A 16,179-nucleotide genomic window follows, 5' to 3' on the forward strand; every position below is an offset into this window, starting at 1 on the left:
TACGCGGTCAGAGCACTAGCCGTTGCGGACCGAGCCTTGCGAGAAGCGGCGCATCTACTCACCGCACACCACCGCACCTGGAACGGTGCCGGAAAATGGCTGCCCAGACGCCTGAGAGCAGCTGACCCCGTCCTCGGCCAGGGGCTACTCGACGGACATGTCGCCGTGGCCAGACACGCTGACCCGACACCGCTGACGAACTCAGCCATCCGAGTGCTGAACTTGGCGGGCGGTCCTCTCCGCGAAGGCTACGTCGATCGCTGATGCGATCCCGGCAGGTTGAGAGTAATCGTCAAGAGTTGTGGATCGGTTTGTTCGCTCGCTACGAGAGAGACCTCGGTTCGAGCAGGAAAGCACCTTCGTCGAGGCCGTGCAGGATGGAGCCGGCGGTGGTTTCCGGGGTGAGTTGCGTCGTGTCGAGTACGTGGCCTTGGAATGCTTCGATGTCGGTGAACTGCTGGTGTAGTGCGCGGATTGGTTCAGGGTCGGTCAGGGCGTCGTCGCTGCGGCTGGCTGCCCGGTGCAGCGTCGTGTCCTGATCGGGGCGCAGGACGATGTAGTGCAGGTCGATATCTTGTGTCTCACCTACGGTTCGGAACGCGTTGATGAACCAGGGGCCGACGATGCCGTCGGAGATCACCTGGTAGCCCCCAGCGGCATAGCCGTAGGCGGTGTTGGCCAGGATGCCGATGACGGTCTCGTTCTGCTGGTGGGCCTGCGGCAGGTAGGGAGCGATGGCGCCTTGCTTGATGAAGTGCCAGAAGTCGTCGCAGTGCAGGTGGACGCTGGGCGAGAGCCGGTCGGCCAGCAATCGGGCCACGGTGCTCTTGCCCGCACCGGGTGGACCGGTGAGGACGATCACCCTGCCAGGCGGAGAAGCCGGGGTCGCCGCGTCGATGGTGGGCTGGTTCATGCGGCGATCCTTTCACTACGCTCAACCAGCGCGCCGTGTTCGAGGCGGGCTTCGGCCCTGACGAGGGCGACGAGGTGGGGCGCGTTCACGGCCCGCTATTCGGCACAGAACCCGGCCTCCGCCCTGTCCGCCCGGCTCACTACCAGCGCGAACACGCCAGATCTGCTGCTTCGCAAACATGACCGCTGGGTGTGCGGCGTACGCCACCGCCTACCCGTCGATCCAAGCCGAACCGTCAGTCACAGACGGCTTTGAATCCAGACGCCGAGGACTCCGGCCGCCTCGACGGGGTGTGGCGTGGAGCGGGGCGGGCGGGGTGGCCGGGTGGGGCGGCAACTGCGGCTGAGGAGCATGGGCATGCCCGGGAAGAACGGCGGCGCACCGGGGGACCTCTTCGTCAAGGTGCACATCGACTGACCGGACACCGTCGGGCACTGGTCCGGGAGCCCGCTCAGCTGCGGAATCCGGCCACGGGATCGCTTTCTGCCAATCGCAGGCAACTCGGCCACAGCGCCGCCGAAACCGGGCTACAGCAAGAGGGCTGGGGCGGGCGACCGCTGCGCTCTTGTGAGGACGGTCGTGGTCTGGTGGGAGGTCCGGAGGTTGCTGACGATCAATGTGGCGGTGCTGCTCGCGGTCATCGTCTTCTTCCGGCTGCGTCGGCGTACGGAGGCCCGGAGCCGGTTGGACGAGAAGTTCACCGTGGTCATCGTTTTGGCGGGGAACAGCGCCGCAGGCAACTCACACCCGTAGAGACGGCGTACCCCTCAGGCGAGCGCCGGCGGTGTCGCGGGGCAGTCCTCGTACACCCGCGCAAGCGAAGCCTGGGGCTTCCCGTACGACCGCGACTCGCACAGCAGCTCCGCGAACGCCGCCGCCGCACCCGTCAGCTCGACGCGGGAGAAGACCGTCAGCGCGCGCCGCCAGGGCGGGTCCACCGGGAGCACCACGCAGTCCTCGCCCACCGCTCCCCGCACCACATGTGACGGCGCGGTGGCGACGCCGACCCCGGCTGCGGCCATGCGTACCGCCGTCGAGGTGTGCTCGGTGCGGGCCGCCGTGCGCGGTACGAAGCCGGCCTTGGCGCAGACCCAGTCCAGGAAGTGCTGCCCTTCGACCACCACCTCCATCGCGCACCGCACCCAGTCGCGGTCGGCGAGCTCCGGCAGGCGGACCGACGTACGTCCCGCGAGGCGGTCGTCGAAGGCGACGACCAGCACGATCTCCTCCTCGCCCACCGGCACTACGGGGCCCTGCCAGTGCCGGGGCGGCGCGGGTCCCACCGCCAGGTCGGCGACGCCCCGTTCGAGTTGTTCCTCCAGTGCCTCGGTCGTCGCGTACTCGTGCAGGACCAGGGCCACGCCCGGGTGTTCGCGCCGCCAGCGGGCGAAGACGTCGGGCAGGATGCCGACCGCCACCGAGTGCACGGTCGCGATGTGCAGTTCGCCGCCCTCCGCACCGGCGGCGGCCCGTGCAGCGCGCCGGGCCTGGACGGCACTGCGCACAGCCAGTTCGGCGTGCGGCAGGAAGGCGCGGCCCATCACGGTCAGGCGTACGCCGCGCGGCATGCGTTCCAGCAGTGCACCGCCGACCGACTTCTCCAGGGCTTTGATCTGGTGGGAGAGGGCGGGCTGTGTGACGTGCAGGATCTCGGCGGCCCGGGTGAAGGACTCCTCCTCGACGACCGTCAGGAAGTACTCCATCTGACGAAGGCTCATGCCCCGCTCACCGCTTCCTCCCATAAAGGCTGTGCATCGGAGCCAGAGAAACATTGCCTGGACTCATAACAAGGGGCGGGCGGAGGGTGAGGACATGACAGAAACGCATGAAACCGATGTGATCGTGATCGGCGGCGGCACCGGCGGTTACAGCACCGCCCTGCGCGCCGCATCCCTCGGCCTGAAGGTCGCCCTCGTGGAGCGCGACAAGGTGGGCGGCACCTGCCTGCACCGCGGCTGCATTCCCAGCAAGGCGATGCTGCACGCCGCCGAACTGGTCGACGGCATCGCCGAGGCGCGGGAGCGCTGGGGCGTGAAGGCGACGCTCGAATCGGTGGACTGGCCGGCGCTGGTGGCGACCAGGGACGACATCGTGTCCCGCAACCACAAGGGCGTGGAGGGCCACCTCGCGCACGCCGGGGTAGATGTGGTGCGGGGCAACGCCGAGTTGACGGGACTCCGGAGCGTACGGGTCGAGGGCGTCGGTGCTTTCCACGCGCGCCGGGGTGTCGTCCTGGCCACCGGGTCGAGGCCCCGTACGCTGCCGGGGCTCGACCCGGACGGTAGCCGCGTCGTGACCAGCGACGACGCACTGTTCGCGCCCGGGCTGCCGCAGTCCGTACTGGTGCTCGGCGGCGGTGCGATCGGCGTGGAGTACGCCTCGTTCCACCGTTCCATGGGCGCCGAAGTCACCCTGGTCGAGGCCGCGGACCGGCTCGTACCGCTCGAAGACGTCGACGTGTCACGCCACTTGACGCGCGGCCTGAAGAAGCGCGGCATTGATGTGCAGACCGGCGCCCGGCTGCTGGACGCGACCGTCCTCGACGACGGCGTACGGGCGGACATCCGCACCCCGCGCGGCGAGACCCGCACCGTCGAGGCCGCGCGGCTGCTGGTCGCCGTGGGCCGCGCCCCTGTGACGGACAGCCTCGGCCTGGCGGCGGCCGGGCTGGCGGCCGACGAGCGCGGATTCGTCGCGCCCGCCGACTGGTCCCGCCTGGAGACGGCTGTGCGCGGCATACATGTGGTGGGCGATTTGCTGCCGCCGCCCTCGCTCGGGCTGGCCCACGCCTCGTTCGCGGAGGGCCTGTTGGTGGCCGAGACGCTGGCGGGTCTCGCTTCGCCGCCCGTGGACTACGCGGCGGTGCCCCGGGTGACGTACTCCTCGCCGCAGACCGCTTCGGTGGGGCTGAGCGAGGCGCAGGCCCGGGGCCGCGACCACGACGTGGTCGTCAACACCATGCCCCTGACCGCTGTGGCCAAGGGCATGGTGCACGGTCAGGGCGGTGTGGTGAAGGTCGTCGCCGAGCGCGGCGGGCAGGTCCTCGGCGTGCATCTGGTGGGCCCGAACGTCTCGGAGATGATCGCCGAGAGCCAGCTGATCGTCGGCTGGGACGCCGAACCCTCCGACGTCGCCCGCCACATCCACGCCCACCCGACCCTCTCCGAAGCAGTCGGTGAAACCTTCCTTACGCTCGCGGGCCGTGGCCTGCACCAGCAGTAGGACGAGGCAGCGCCGCTCCGGCCGGCTCCCTGCGCCCCGGCGCGGCGCTCCACGGCGACCACCAGCAGCGGTCTCCGAGCAGTGCCATCGCCGAGGCAGGATCAGTGCCCGCAGCACCACAGCGTCGAACAGCACCGCCACCGTGAGGCCCACGGCGAGCGGATACGTCTACCTCGGCACCGCTACTGTTGCCGCGCTCCTCATCTGGCTCCGCTCATGATGGAACGGGCATGGCCTACGGGGCCTCAACGCCGGAAATCCGGTACTTGCTCACCTCGGCGTCGCGGATCGGAGCCGTCTGCTCCGGCTCCGGGCCCGTGCCACGGAAGCGTTCGCAATGATGATCACGGTACTCCTCGCGTTGCGGTTACTCGGCGTGACCGCCTATCGGCATGGCCACTGCGGGGATAGACCGTGGCAGCGCACCAGAGTCATCGGTCTTGTCCATCACCACCAGACACCACACCGGCACAAGCCACCAGATCGAAGAGACACTGCCTAGTCGTGGTTCTGGCTGCTGCGGTGCGACGCCTCCTGACGTTTACGTTCCTGTTGGAACTTCCAGCGCTTGAGCTCGGTGTAGTGCTTGCGCTGCCGCTCGGCCTGGGCGTGGGCCGCCCTCCGTGCCGTGGTCTTCGGCCGCGCCATTCTCGCTGCCTTCTCGACTATCTCTCTCACCTGCTCCTTGAGCCCCATGCGCACTCTCCCTGTCGCGGGCCGGCCGGCCGGATGAGGAGTGGACGATCCTCGCCCGCCGGTATCCCTGACCTGGCCGCTGACCGCGCGGTGCGGGCACGGCCCCACCGCCCCCGCACCGCCCCCCAAGGAGCCCAGAGACGCCGTCGGCGCCCCGCTCCCGGGCTGCCGGACCAGCACACCGTGGTTGGACCCACTGGTCCGGCAGCCATTCAAGTCCACCACCCGCCCGACCGGCGCACCGCGCCCGGGCAGCACGAAGCCCTGGTCCCGAGGGGATACCAGGGCTTCGATCAACGGTCCGGAGGGGGCGGAACCGACGATTGCGGATCCCCGGCGCCGGGCGCGGTACCGGGGGCCGTCGGCGGCACCAGTCCCGTGGGGTCTTTGCAACCCGTGCACGCGTCACCGCCACCAACGCACTCCGGTGCGGAAGGACACGGCCCACGTCACCCCGGCCCGGCACACGGGCGGGTCCTGCTGTGTTGACCGGATTGACCGCCCGCCACACCCGCATGGACACTCCCTCGCCCAGCGGCTCGACGGCGGCCGGGTCGAAGCCGGTGTCGATGGCGAAGTCGCCGTCGGCGAGGAAGAACTGCTCGTGGTCGACGATTTCGGCGCACAGCCGGTAGGCCCGGCGCATTCCGTGCACGCCGTGCAGCCGCTTGACCGTGCCGCCGAGCGTCCTCTGAAGCCGGGAGTGCAGGCAGTCGGCCATCGGCTCGTCGAAAGAGAGGAAGACGGCGTCGAACTCAGTCATGAGAGGGCCTCCAGGTAGCGTGCGGCGACCAGGGCGGGGGCGAAGTCGGTGGTGGAGGCGTGGGCGCGCTTGGCGTGTAGAGCATGGAACTCGTCATCCGTGGCCAGGCGTTCGGCCAGGGCAACGGCCTCGGCCGGGGTGGTGAAGCACAGCTCGGGGTCGATGTGCTCGGCGAGCCAGCCCAGGCGCGAGGCGATGACCGGCAGGCCCATGCCCTGGCAGTCGATCAAGCTCATGGACCAGGGGCAGCCGGGGCGGAACGGTGCGATGCCGAAGCGGGCGTCGGCCAGCAGCTCCTTGTAGCGGACGCGGTCGCCTTGATCGGAGACGACCTGGACGTGAGGCAGGGCGGCAAGCCGATCGCGCATCCGCTCGGGGCTGTCGTCCAGGCCCGTACGGGCAGGCCGGCGCTGGCCGAACAGATCCATGACCCGCAGATGGACCGCACCGGAGGCCACCAGATCACGGGTCAGGTGCACGAACCGCTCGGTCCCGTAGTGCGCGTACAGCCGGTGGTTGTAGACCCCGATCGCCCCACTGCGCTGCCGACGATGAGCCGTGATGGGGTCGCGAACCAGCCGCTCGTCACGCGGTGCTGGCACCACCCGCAACCGGTCACCGAGGTGCACGGTCATGCGTGCTGCGGCGGCCGACACCCATGAGGCGGCCGTGGAGGAGTGGACCATCACCCGGTCGCAGGCCGCCAGACCGGCGGCGAATGCCAGCAGCACCGGCCGACCCAGCCCTGCGTCGTTCAACGACGGATCGAGCAGGAGCTGACCGCCGCCGGTGAAGGAGAACGGCAGGTAGTGGCAGTAGCCAGCCAGCCGCGCATTCGATCCGGCCTCCAGCAGGGCCGTGCGGATGGCCGGGGCCTCCTCGATCTGGTTGGCCACGACGACATCCGGCTTCTCGGTGCGGATCAGCGCCACCAACTCGTCGATGTCCGCGGAGAACCGGGCCCGGTACTTCGTCCCGGGCACCTGCGTCTGGTGGAAGCCGCAACGGGCATCCCCGGCCGCAGCCGGGGCCGCGACGGTCACCTCCGCCCCGGCGTCCGCCAGGGCCGGGGCGAGCAGGTCCGCGAAGATCCAGCCCGAATCCGCAGACAGCCGGTCTGGGTTGGAGATGTTGAGCAGGTACAGCACGTGCATGATGCGTCGCCTCCCTCATCTGCCCGGAAGGGTCGATCCGGGTCGGTGAGGGAAGGAAAACGGCGACGTGGGCCGTGACGGGATGATGAACTGGGATCACTCACGGTTCACTCATGCTCACCAATGAGGACGCGGGGCGGGGCTTCGATGGACGCGCAGGACGAGGAGATCACCGTCGAGCAGGCGGCCGAGAACTTCGCGGCCGAGGTCGCGCGGTGGCGGGAAGTACGCGGCATGTCCAAGCGGGCCTTAGCGCAGGCCATGGGCTTCGATCCGTCGTACGTCAGCCACATGGAGTCCGGCCGCCACAAGCCCAGCGAGGAGTTCGCCCGGCTCGCCGACGAAGCCCTGAACGCCGGGAAGGCGATCTGGAGACGCTGGTGCGATTACGAGCAAGCCAAGGCCAGGGAGACCAAGGCCCGGCGCCCTCCCTCAGCACCACCGGCCCCGCGCAGGCCCGAGCAGCCGTACGCGACCGGCTCCGCCCTCGTCGTCGAACACGACGCCGCCCGGCTCCACTACGACGGCCGTTCCTACCGGCTCACCATGCGGCGGCTCCTGCGGAACACCGGCGAGGAGCCGGTGACCCGCTACCTGATCCGCATCTCCGTCGACCGCTACCCCGGCGATCCCGAGCGGTCCAACGCGCACTACCGGGCACACCCACTGACCTGGGACGAACTCAACCTCACCGCCACCTGCCGGGGCGAGGCGATGCGCTGGCAGGCCAAGCACGACCGCGATGCCTTCAAAGAAGTCTGGTTGCTGTTCGACAACGAGCACGGTCGCTTCCCGCTCTACCCAGGCGAGTCCGTGTGGATCGAGTACGCCTACACCGTCGGCGACAACAAGTGGGGCAACTGGTTCCAACGGGCCGTCCGCCTGCCCACCGAGCAGTTGGAGGTCCAGCTCGTCTTCCCCGTCGCCCTCGACCCGGTGGTCTGGGGCACCGAGACCTCCATGACCGCCGAAGCCACCCCTCTACGCACCCCAGCCGTCCGCAGCGACGACGGCGACCTACGGCAATTCACATGGATCACGACCACACCCGCCCTGCACGCTCGGTACCGTCTGGAATGGCGGTTCCGGGCACGGCCCGAACGCGACACAGATCAAGGGGAGTTCAGGTGATTGACGTGCGGCCCAGCCAGCAGATGCGAGACCTCGGCGTCGTCCAGCGCGGCGCCGGCATCCTCGCCGACACCGCCCGCGCCGTTGATCTGCCCGCCGAGCGCGAAGTAGCCGAGCGTGTCGTGGACGAGCTGTTCGCCGCCATGGAGCGGATCGGACAGGTCCATCCTTTCGCCAAGGGCATGGGTATCGCGGCCCCGCAGATCGGCATCGGACGCGCCAGCGCCGTCGTCCAGCCGCCCGGCGACACCCCCGCCATCATTCTGCTCAACCCCCGGATCGCCACCTACTCCGACGAGATGGATGAGCAGTACGAGGGCTGTCTGAGCTTCTTCGACGTCCGCGGCCTCGTCCCCCGCCCGCTGAAGATCACGGTGGAGACCACGGCCCTGACCGGTGAGACCGTGACCACGGTGTACGACCGCGGTCTCGCCCGCCTCGTCCACCACGAGATCGACCACCTCGACGGGCTGCTGTACACCACCCGCATGCGAACAGGGGTCCAGCCGATCCCGGTGGAGGAGTACCGCCAGACCGGCCGTGCGTGGGCATACGAGTAGGGGGTTGAGACTGGTGAGCTCGCCTATTCATGTGCCGCGTATTCGCCTGGGGTGCTGGTTGGGTGGCTACTTGGCGTCGCGAGTGTGTGGGCAAGCTGCGTTAGCCCCCCATTCAAGCTGTCGCCGCCAACCTACTGACCTCGGGGTTCCTGGTCAGAGAGCGTCCCGCTCGAATGGGTGAATGGCGCGGGATGCGCGAACCGTAAGGCTCTGGGCAGAGTCCTGCTTCACACCTGCTCTTGAAAGAGGTGAGGGTGTGCCCAGAGGCGTTGTGAAGTGGTTCAGCCCTGAGAAGAGGTGGGGCGTCATCGCGCGGAAGGAGGAGGAGCCGGACGCCCGCGTGGACTCCGTGGCCATCCAGGGGTGTTTTCGCGATCAGGGGCTGAGGGCCGGTGACAGAGTGGTCTTCGACGTCATCGTGGACTCCGAGGGAGTCCGCGCCGAGAACGTCCGGCGGGCCGGCGGATGTTGCTGAGGTTGTTGAGCGGGTGAGTGGGTGACCTGCGAAGGAAGGTCCGTGGTGACCTTGGGTCTCTTCGACCAGGATGCGCTTCTTCACCAGAGAAATGGTCCTTGCACTGCGCCGAACAGGACCCTCAGCAAAGTTCTATCGTCGCAAGCCAGGAGAGTTTCTTGCGTTTACGATCACGCACCGGGCCACGGATCACGTGAAAGCGCGAGGCTAGATAGTTTCCATTTCAACCGCTGCCGGAACGGATCTTCCGGCGGAACGACCCTCCCGGTAATTCTTCGGGGTAAACGATTCTTCAGAACGCTTTCCCCGCCTACTTCCGGGGGCGCGGGGGATTGCACACGGGCAAGGAACGCAGAGCGCACGCCCCTCGAATGCCCTCAACCGCCTGGGAAAGTCATGGTGATATTGCGCTTGTCATACCTACCATTGGGGCGCGGATTCGTCGGCAATGACTTTCGGCCAGAACCGTTCCGAATCCGCTGCACAGGCGTCTGTTGTGCTCATCGTCCCCTCGTAGAGAAAAGGAGAACGACCATGACGTACGAGCGCCCCACCCTCGCCAAGGCTGGCAGCTTCCGCAAGGTGACCGGCAAGCACACCGGGCCGAAGGACATCCTCGGCGGCAAGCAGCTCCTCTGAGCGGTGCGGCCCGTGACCGCTGAGCGGTCCGGGCCGTGGCGATCGCGCATGGGCCGGCCGCTCAGCCGGCCGGCCCAACCGGGTGGCGGCGGACACCGCCACCCGGTCCGCTGCCCGGAGCACCGCCGACCGGAGGCCGAAGCCCATGGACCAGCCCTTGTCGCTCCAGGCCGCGCCCGCCTGGTTCGTCGCCCTTCCCGACACCGAAGCGGCCTCAGCCCTCGCCGCCGGAGCACTCGCCCACGCGCACGGAAGCCTGCGCCACGCGTCCGGCCGACCCTGGCTGGTGGGCCGCTGGGCGTCGGAGGCGATCACGGTGGGGGAACACGGCGGAACGCGCGTCGCGGTGCTCGGGGAACACGCCGTCACCGCGCGGGAGGCCGCACGAGCCGCCGCGGCCGCCGTCTCTTCCCACTCGGCCCTTGACCGCGCCACCGCCCACTGGGCTGGAAGCTTCCACCTCGTGGTCAGCGGCGGCGGACAGGTACGGCTGCGGGGCGGCGTCGTCGACATACGGCGCGTCTTCCACACCGAGGGACCGGTGAGCGCGGCCGCCGACCGTGCCGACGTACTCGCCGAGTTGACCGGCGCACCGTTCGACGAACGCCACATCGCCCTGGAGATGCTCACCCTGGGCGCCCCGCACCCGCTCTCGGGCGCCCCACTGTGGCGCGGTGTGCGCGCCGTACCGGGCGGCCACGACCTGACCCTCGACCCCGGCGGACGGGCCCGCACCACACGCTGGTGGTCACCGCCCGACCCCGTCCTCCCGCTCGCCGAAGGTGCCACGCTCCTCCGGCAGGCACTCACCGATGCGGTCGAAGTACGCACCCGGGGGCGCGACTTGGTGACGTCGGACCTGGGCGGACTGGACTCGACCGCCGTGTGCTGCGCCGCCGCCCGCACGGGCGCGAAGGTCGTCGCCTACACCGCCGCCATCCACGACGAGGCGGGCGACGACGTGTACTGGGCGCGGCGGACCGTCGCAGCGCTGCCAAGCATCGAACACCACGTCGTACCGGCCCAGGACGTGGCCATGACCTTCGACGGGATCGACGCCCTTGAGGACGTCCTGGACACGCCCAGCGTCCTCGCCGTCGACCGCAACCGCCGCATGGGCATCGTGGAGATGGCCGCGGCCCGGGGGTCCGGCCTCCATCTGACCGGCCTGGGCGGCGACGAACTCCTCGCCGGAACCCCCGCCCATCTGCACGCCGTCGCGCTCACCCACCCGTTCGTCGCACTGCGCGCCGTGCGGGGCTACGCCGCCAAGTACCAGTGGAGCCGCCGGGGTGTGCTGCGCCAGCTCGCGGACCGGCGCTCCTACCGGTCCTGGCTGGACCGGGTGGCCCGCGAACTGACCGAGCCGCCCGCCCCCGTGGACGCACCGCTGCTCGACTGGGCCGTGCCGCCCCGGATGCCGCCCTGGGCCACTCCCGACGCCGTCGCCGCCGCCCGCGAACTGCTCCGGGCCGCCGCCCGGGCCGCCGCCGAGCCCCGGGGCTGGGACCACGGCCGGCACCGCGAGCTCGTCGCGATGGACAGTGTCTCCCAGTGGGCGCGGCACATCGGGCAGATGGCCGCCCCCATGGGCATCACCATCTCCGCCCCCTACTACGACACCCGCGTCCTTGAGGCGTGCCTCGCCGTCCGGCCGCAGGAGCGGACCACTCCCTGGCGGTACAAGCCGCTGATCGTCGAGGCCACGCGCGGCGTTGTGCCGGAGGCGTCCCGCACGCGCGGCACCAAGGCCAACGCCACGTTCGAGGAGGAGGTGGGGCTGCGCCGGCACCGCCGCGCGCTGCTGGCGCTGTGCGAGGACTCCCGGCTGGCCCGGCTCGGCCTGGCCGATGAGCGGGTCCTGCGCGAGTGGTGCCACCGCGCGCTCGCGGCGGAGACCGAGAGCTTCCTGCTGCACCCCACCATCGCCTGCGAAGTGTGGCTGCGCTCCCGGGAAATGGCGCCGCCGCGCCCGTCGCTCCCGCCGTTCCCGTCCGTACGAGAGAGGTGAGTCGATGATCGGCCTGAAGCCCGGTGTCCTGCTGACGGAGACCGAGTACGGTATGGCGCTGCTCGACCAGGACAGCGCCGAGTACTGGACGCTCAACCCGACCGCGGCCCTCGTACTGCAAACCCTGCTGGACGGTCAGGGCACCGAGCGGGCCGTGGCGGAGCTGATCTCGCGGTACGAGGACGTCGACGCCGACCTGGCGGCACGGGACGTCGACCGCATCGTCGGCGAGCTGCGCTCCGCCGGACTCGTGAGGCCGGCGTGACGACACCGGAGGCGATGCCCTACCACCCCCGCTCCGTCCCGCTGGGCCGCCGCTTCGTGGCCCGGCTCGCGGTGGGCGGCGCCCATCTGCTGGCCACCCAGCCGCCCGCCCGTATCCGCGCGGTCCTGTGCCGACTGCGCCGCGGCGCCCGGCCCGCCACCCTCGCCGAGGCGAGCACGGCGCGGCAAACGGTGCTCGCCGTGAGCCTCGCCGCCGGGGGCCAGAAGGGGTGCCTGCCCCGCTCCCTGGCCACCGTGCTGCTCTGCCGCTGCTACGGGCAGTGGCCCACGTGGTGCGTGGGGGTGCGCAGCCGCCCGCCGTTCGCGGCGCATGCCTGGGTGGAGGCCGAAGGGGTCCTCGTCGGCGAGGGCACGCCGGCCGACTACTTCCAGCGCTTCCTCACGGTGAACTGAGCCCGTGACCACGCGGATCTCCGCCCCGGAGGCTCCATCGGGACACCGGGCCCTGGCGACCCAGCTGCGACCGCAGCGCGGGCGCCTGGCCGTGGGCGTCCTGCTGGGACTGATGGGCAGTGTCATGGGCCTGGCCCAGCCCCTCGCCGCCAAGCGCGTGATGGACGACATGGGCCAGGGACGACCGGCGGCCGAGCCCGTTCTCCTGCTCAGCCTGCTGGTGGTGGCCGGAGCGGTCCTCGTGGGACTGGGCCACTACGTGCTGCAGTGCTCGGCCGAGTCCCTGGCCTGCGCCGCGCGACGACGGCTGGCCGATCGCATCCTCCGGCTTCGGGTGTCCGTGGTGGACCGCACTGAGCCGGGCGACCTGATCGCCCGCGTGACCTCGGACACCGCGCTGCTGCGTCAGACCGCGCCCCATGCGATGTCCGCGGCGGTCACCGGCACGCTGGTCACCGCGGCGACGGTCGTCATGATGGGGCTGCTCGACGCCGTCCTGCTGTGCGTCACGCTCGTCGTGATCTCCCTGGTCGGGGTCTCTGTCGCGGTCGTTGCCCCGCGCATCGGCCGCGCCACGCGGCACACCCAGGAGGCGGTAGGGAGCATCGGGGCCGCCCTGGAGCGGGTACTGGGCGCCTTTCGCACCGTCAAGGCGTCGGGCGCCGAGGGGCGTGAGGCCGAGGCCCTGCACCGGGCGGCCGAACGCGCCCGCCGCACCGGGGTGCGAGCCGCGACGTGGGAGGCTGTCTCGGCGACCGCGTCGGCGGTGGTCGTGCAGGTCTGCTTCCTCGTGGTGCTCGGCGTGGGCGGCGCCCGTGTCACTTCCGGCGCCACGGACGTCTCCACGCTCGTCGCCTTCCTGCTCTATCTCTTCGCCCTCGCGCCGCGCATCGGCCAACTCGTCGAGGGCGTGAGCCAGCTGCAGATCGGATCGGCGGCCGCGGGCCGCATCGGGTACGTCGAAAGCCTGGAGGTCGAGGACACCGGCACCGAGGAGGCCGACGACGGGGAAGCGCGGCCACCCGCCGGTGTGACGTTCCAACAGGTGCGCTTCGCCTACCGCCCCGGGCTGCCGCGCGTGCACCACGAGGTCTCCTTCACCGTGCCCGCACGCGGCCTGACCGCGTTCGTCGGCCCGTCGGGGGCGGGCAAGACCACCGTCTTCTCCCTGATCGAGCGATTCTACGAGCCCGACGCGGGCCGCGTCCTGCTGGACGGGCTCGACGTGCGCGAGTGGCCCCTGGCCAGTCTCCGCGCGGCCATCGGCTACGTCGAACAGGACGTCCCCGTCCTCGCCGGCACCCTCCGCGACAACCTGACCCTCGGCGCCCCTGCCCCTACCGCCGAGCGGCTGGCCCGCGTACTGCGCCTGTCCCGCCTGGACGCCCTGGCGGACCTTCTGCCCCATGGCCTGGACACCGAAGTGGGCCACCGCGGCACCCGCCTCTCCGGCGGTGAACGCCAGCGCGTGGCGGTCGCCCGCGCCCTGCTGCGCCGCCCGAGGCTGCTGCTCCTGGACGAGGCTACGTCTCAACTCGACGCGGCCAACGAGGCGGCCCTGCGCGACACCATCGCCGACACCGCCCGCGACACCACGGTCCTGGTGATCGCCCACCGCCTGTCCACGGTGACCACGGCCGACCGGATCGTGGTCATGGAGGCGGGGCGGGTGCGGGCGGTCGGTACCCACGCGGAACTCATGGCGAGCGACGCGCTGTACGCCGAACTTGCCAGGACGCAGTTGCTCAGCGGGGTGGATCCGCCCGCGAACAAACACGTTCATCGCTTATAGACCAGGCCACGGGGGCGTTCCGGTGTGCGGGAAGACCGCCCCCATCGGGATACCGCATGACACGGGATACACCCACCACAGAGATCACCGTCACCCTGAACCGAAAATCTCAGTAGCCCGGCACCAGCCGCTCAACCAGATCCGCCATGAGCCATCACCGGCCGGCCTCACCACGTAGGACACGGTCCAAGTACCCACCACCGGTCGGCTCCCGCGGAGTGCCCTCCGCGGGCACATCCAGGGCACAGCACAGCGAAAAACCCTGCGGACCAGTGAGAACTACCGAGCGTAGTTTCCCCTGGTCCGCAGCGTTTTCGTGGCAAAGCCGCAGGTCAGTCCCCCTCCCCGCCATTCGATCCTGTTGTCGACGACGTAACGCACCGCGTCGAGCATCCAATGCCACGAAGTTTAAGGGCCCGTTGGTGATGTCAAGGGCGGGTGCGACGCGAAGGGGCCTCTGCTATCCAGGGGATCGACCAAGATCTTCCTGAGAAAGCAGAGGCCCAGTGCCCCAGTCTGTCACGGGCGGAACCGAGAACGTGTTCGCGCCCGGTCACATCGGTGAGTTAACGCAGGTCATCCCGCCAGAGTTGGTAGATGCCGTACTGGACGAGACCGGGGCACGCGAGCAACGATTGCGAAGCCTCCCCTCTCGCGTCGGTGTGTACTTCGTGCTCACGCTCGGGCTGTTCGAGCATTTGGGCGCCGGGCTGGTGTGGGGCAAGCTGGTGGCCGGCCTGGCAGACAGAGCGCCGCAGCCGTCGGAGAAGGCACTTCGCGATCTGCGTCGGCGCATCGGCGTGGCCCCACTCAAGCGGCTATTCGACGTGTTGGCCGGCCCGCTGGCCCAGCCGTCCACGCCCGGAGTGAGCTACCGCCGCTGGCGTACGGTCGCCTTCGATGGCTGCGGGAGCCTGTCCGTCCCCGACCACGAGCGCAACCGGTCCTGGCTCGGCCGCGTCCAACGCCGCTACGGGCCGGGGGCTTATCCCCGACTGATGCTGATGACTCTGTGCGAGACCGGCACGCGCGGCCTGATCGGAGCCGTCTTCGGTCCCGCCACCAAGGGCGAGACCGACTACGCTCACGACCTGGTCGGCAGTCTGACCACGGACATGCTCCTCCTGGCCGACCGCGCCTTCGACAGCAACGAACTGCTCAAGGACATCGCAGCTCAGGGAGCGCAGTTCCTGATTCGCGCAACCAGCACGCGACGCCCACCGATGTTGGCACTGCTGCCCGACGGCTCCTACCTGACTCGGATCGGGGGACTCTCACTGCGGGTGATCGAGGCGGAGATCCGCTCCCGCACCGTCGACGGCGGCGTCTTCGGCGGCACCTACCGCCTGCTGACCACACTCAGCGACCACCGTGCCGACCCCGCCGACCAGTTGGTGCGTCTCTACCACGAGCGATGGGAGATCGAGATCGCCTACCTGGCCCTACGCCACAGCCTGCTCAAAGGGCGAGTTCTACGCTCGAAGGACCCGATGGGCCTCACCCAGGAGATGTGGGCATTACTCACCCTCTACCAAGCCCTGCGCTCGGTCATGGTGACCGCGGTGGAGACAATGCCCGGCCACGATCCCGACCGGGCCGGCTTCACAGTCGCTCTGGAGGCCGCGCGTGACACGGTCGTGAGCCTCATCGGCGCGACTGCGACCGCCGGGGCGAGAACCAGCTACGACATGGTAGGACACATCGGTTCCCGCGTCCTGCGCGCGCCGCTTCCCGAGCGCCGGATGAGGCTGTCCACCCGCATCGTCAGGTGCGGAACCTCCCGCTACAACAGCTGGAACCGCGACGCACGACCTCGCGACAGCACATCGATCACCAGCATCGAGATCACCGTGCATCCCCCGGCCCTACCCAGCGCGCACGATCCAGGACGAGCCTCCTCGGGCCGATGGGGCCTGGTCTGCCGGATCCTGGCAGCGAACGCCAATCAGCCGATGCACACTCGTGACATCGCACAGCGCCTCGGCCTCGCCGCCACGGGGCGCGCCCTCAGCAGTCTCACCGCGCAATTCTGCTACTGGGCTCGCAACGGCCGACTCATCCGCACGGCACCGAGCACCTACAAGATCACGCTCCCCGATGCCTTGACATCGCCAACGGGCCCTTAAGGGCCTGCGGAGAAACAAG

16 protein-coding genes and 1 pseudogene are annotated in these 16,179 nt (G+C 69.8%); 13 read left to right on the forward strand and 4 right to left on the reverse strand.

All coding sequences use genetic code 11. The features are described from left to right. Window positions 1-264 (forward strand): annotated as a pseudogene (locus tag J7I98_RS41775) (nucleotidyltransferase); the annotation flags it as partial. Window positions 265-322: 58 nt separating this feature from the next. Here the strand turns inward: J7I98_RS41775 and J7I98_RS36440 are convergent. Then, the gene (locus tag J7I98_RS36440; protein WP_214929357.1) at window positions 323-913 is read right to left on the reverse strand and encodes an AAA family ATPase; all 591 of its coding nucleotides are present in this window, start codon (window positions 911-913) and stop codon (window positions 323-325) included. Window positions 914-1,516: 603 nt separating this feature from the next. On the opposite strand from J7I98_RS36440, the gene J7I98_RS36445 reads away from it, so the two are divergent. After that, window positions 1,517-1,666, forward strand: coding sequence for a hypothetical protein (locus J7I98_RS36445; protein ID WP_214929358.1), 150 nt, complete (start codon window positions 1,517-1,519; stop codon window positions 1,664-1,666). Between the two features lie 14 nt (window positions 1,667-1,680). Here the strand turns inward: J7I98_RS36445 and J7I98_RS36450 are convergent, their stop codons facing one another. Beyond that, window positions 1,681-2,631 carry a LysR family transcriptional regulator gene (locus J7I98_RS36450; RefSeq protein ID WP_214929359.1) on the reverse strand — a complete coding sequence of 317 codons (951 nt, stop codon included), beginning with the start codon at window positions 2,629-2,631 and terminating at the stop codon, window positions 1,681-1,683. A gap of 94 nt (window positions 2,632-2,725) precedes the next feature. On the opposite strand from J7I98_RS36450, the gene lpdA reads away from it, so the two are divergent. Beyond that, window positions 2,726-4,135 carry a dihydrolipoyl dehydrogenase gene (gene lpdA, locus J7I98_RS36455; protein ID WP_214929360.1) on the forward strand — a complete coding sequence of 470 codons (1,410 nt, stop codon included), beginning with the start codon at window positions 2,726-2,728 and terminating at the stop codon, window positions 4,133-4,135. A 498-nt stretch (window positions 4,136-4,633) separates the two neighbouring features. Here lpdA and J7I98_RS36460 read toward each other — a convergent pair whose 3' ends face one another. After that, window positions 4,634-4,813: a hypothetical protein gene (locus J7I98_RS36460; RefSeq protein WP_214929361.1), complete on the reverse strand. Its 180-nt coding sequence runs from the start codon at window positions 4,811-4,813 to the stop codon at window positions 4,634-4,636. Window positions 4,814-5,258: 445 nt separating this feature from the next. On the opposite strand from J7I98_RS36460, the gene J7I98_RS36465 reads away from it, so the two are divergent. Beyond that, window positions 5,259-5,612 (forward strand): hypothetical protein, encoded by a 354-nt coding sequence (locus J7I98_RS36465; protein ID WP_214929362.1) that lies wholly within the window; start codon window positions 5,259-5,261, stop codon window positions 5,610-5,612. Here J7I98_RS36465 and J7I98_RS36470 read toward each other — a convergent pair. After that, a complete protein-coding gene (locus J7I98_RS36470; protein WP_214929363.1) occupies window positions 5,591-6,748 on the reverse strand; it encodes a glycosyltransferase in 1,158 nt (385 codons plus the stop codon). The two genes, J7I98_RS36465 and J7I98_RS36470, sit on opposite strands and share 22 nt — an antisense overlap. 147 nt (window positions 6,749-6,895) lie before the next feature. On the opposite strand from J7I98_RS36470, the gene J7I98_RS36475 reads away from it, so the two are divergent. The 9 genes from J7I98_RS36475 to J7I98_RS36515 all read left to right on the forward strand — a co-directional run bounded on the left by J7I98_RS36475 (window position 6,896) and on the right by J7I98_RS36515 (window position 16,160). Next, entirely contained in the window at window positions 6,896-7,879 is a 984-nt protein-coding gene (locus J7I98_RS36475; RefSeq protein ID WP_214929364.1) for a helix-turn-helix transcriptional regulator, read from the forward strand. Next, window positions 7,876-8,439 (forward strand): peptide deformylase, encoded by a 564-nt coding sequence (locus J7I98_RS36480; protein ID WP_214929365.1) that lies wholly within the window; start codon window positions 7,876-7,878, stop codon window positions 8,437-8,439. Before J7I98_RS36475 ends, J7I98_RS36480 begins: the two co-directional genes overlap by 4 nt. 256 nt (window positions 8,440-8,695) lie before the next feature. Continuing rightward, on the forward strand, window positions 8,696-8,914 hold the full coding sequence (locus J7I98_RS36485; protein WP_214929366.1) for a cold-shock protein: 219 nt from the start codon (window positions 8,696-8,698) through the stop codon (window positions 8,912-8,914). A gap of 534 nt (window positions 8,915-9,448) precedes the next feature. Next, the gene (locus J7I98_RS36490; protein ID WP_214929367.1) at window positions 9,449-9,553 is read left to right on the forward strand and encodes a keywimysin-related RiPP; all 105 of its coding nucleotides are present in this window, start codon (window positions 9,449-9,451) and stop codon (window positions 9,551-9,553) included. Between the two features lie 145 nt (window positions 9,554-9,698). Further along, the gene (locus tag J7I98_RS36495; protein WP_214929368.1) at window positions 9,699-11,564 is read left to right on the forward strand and encodes a lasso peptide isopeptide bond-forming cyclase; all 1,866 of its coding nucleotides are present in this window, start codon (window positions 9,699-9,701) and stop codon (window positions 11,562-11,564) included. A 4-nt stretch (window positions 11,565-11,568) separates the two neighbouring features. Then, window positions 11,569-11,829 (forward strand): lasso peptide biosynthesis PqqD family chaperone, encoded by a 261-nt coding sequence (locus J7I98_RS36500; RefSeq protein ID WP_214929369.1) that lies wholly within the window; start codon window positions 11,569-11,571, stop codon window positions 11,827-11,829. Next, a complete protein-coding gene (locus tag J7I98_RS36505; protein WP_214929370.1) occupies window positions 11,826-12,242 on the forward strand; it encodes a lasso peptide biosynthesis B2 protein in 417 nt (138 codons plus the stop codon). The genes J7I98_RS36500 and J7I98_RS36505 overlap by 4 nt, the downstream gene beginning before the upstream one ends. A 4-nt stretch (window positions 12,243-12,246) precedes the next feature. Further along, the gene (locus tag J7I98_RS36510; protein WP_214929371.1) at window positions 12,247-14,034 is read left to right on the forward strand and encodes an ABC transporter ATP-binding protein; all 1,788 of its coding nucleotides are present in this window, start codon (window positions 12,247-12,249) and stop codon (window positions 14,032-14,034) included. Window positions 14,035-14,540: 506 nt separating this feature from the next. Continuing rightward, entirely contained in the window at window positions 14,541-16,160 is a 1,620-nt protein-coding gene (locus tag J7I98_RS36515) for an IS4 family transposase (protein ID WP_214929372.1), read from the forward strand. The last annotated feature ends 19 nt before the right edge of the window (window positions 16,161-16,179 follow it).

This window comes from Streptomyces sp. ISL-98 (assembly GCF_018614055.1).
Classification (GTDB): domain Bacteria; phylum Actinomycetota; class Actinomycetes; order Streptomycetales; family Streptomycetaceae; genus Streptomyces; species Streptomyces spiramyceticus.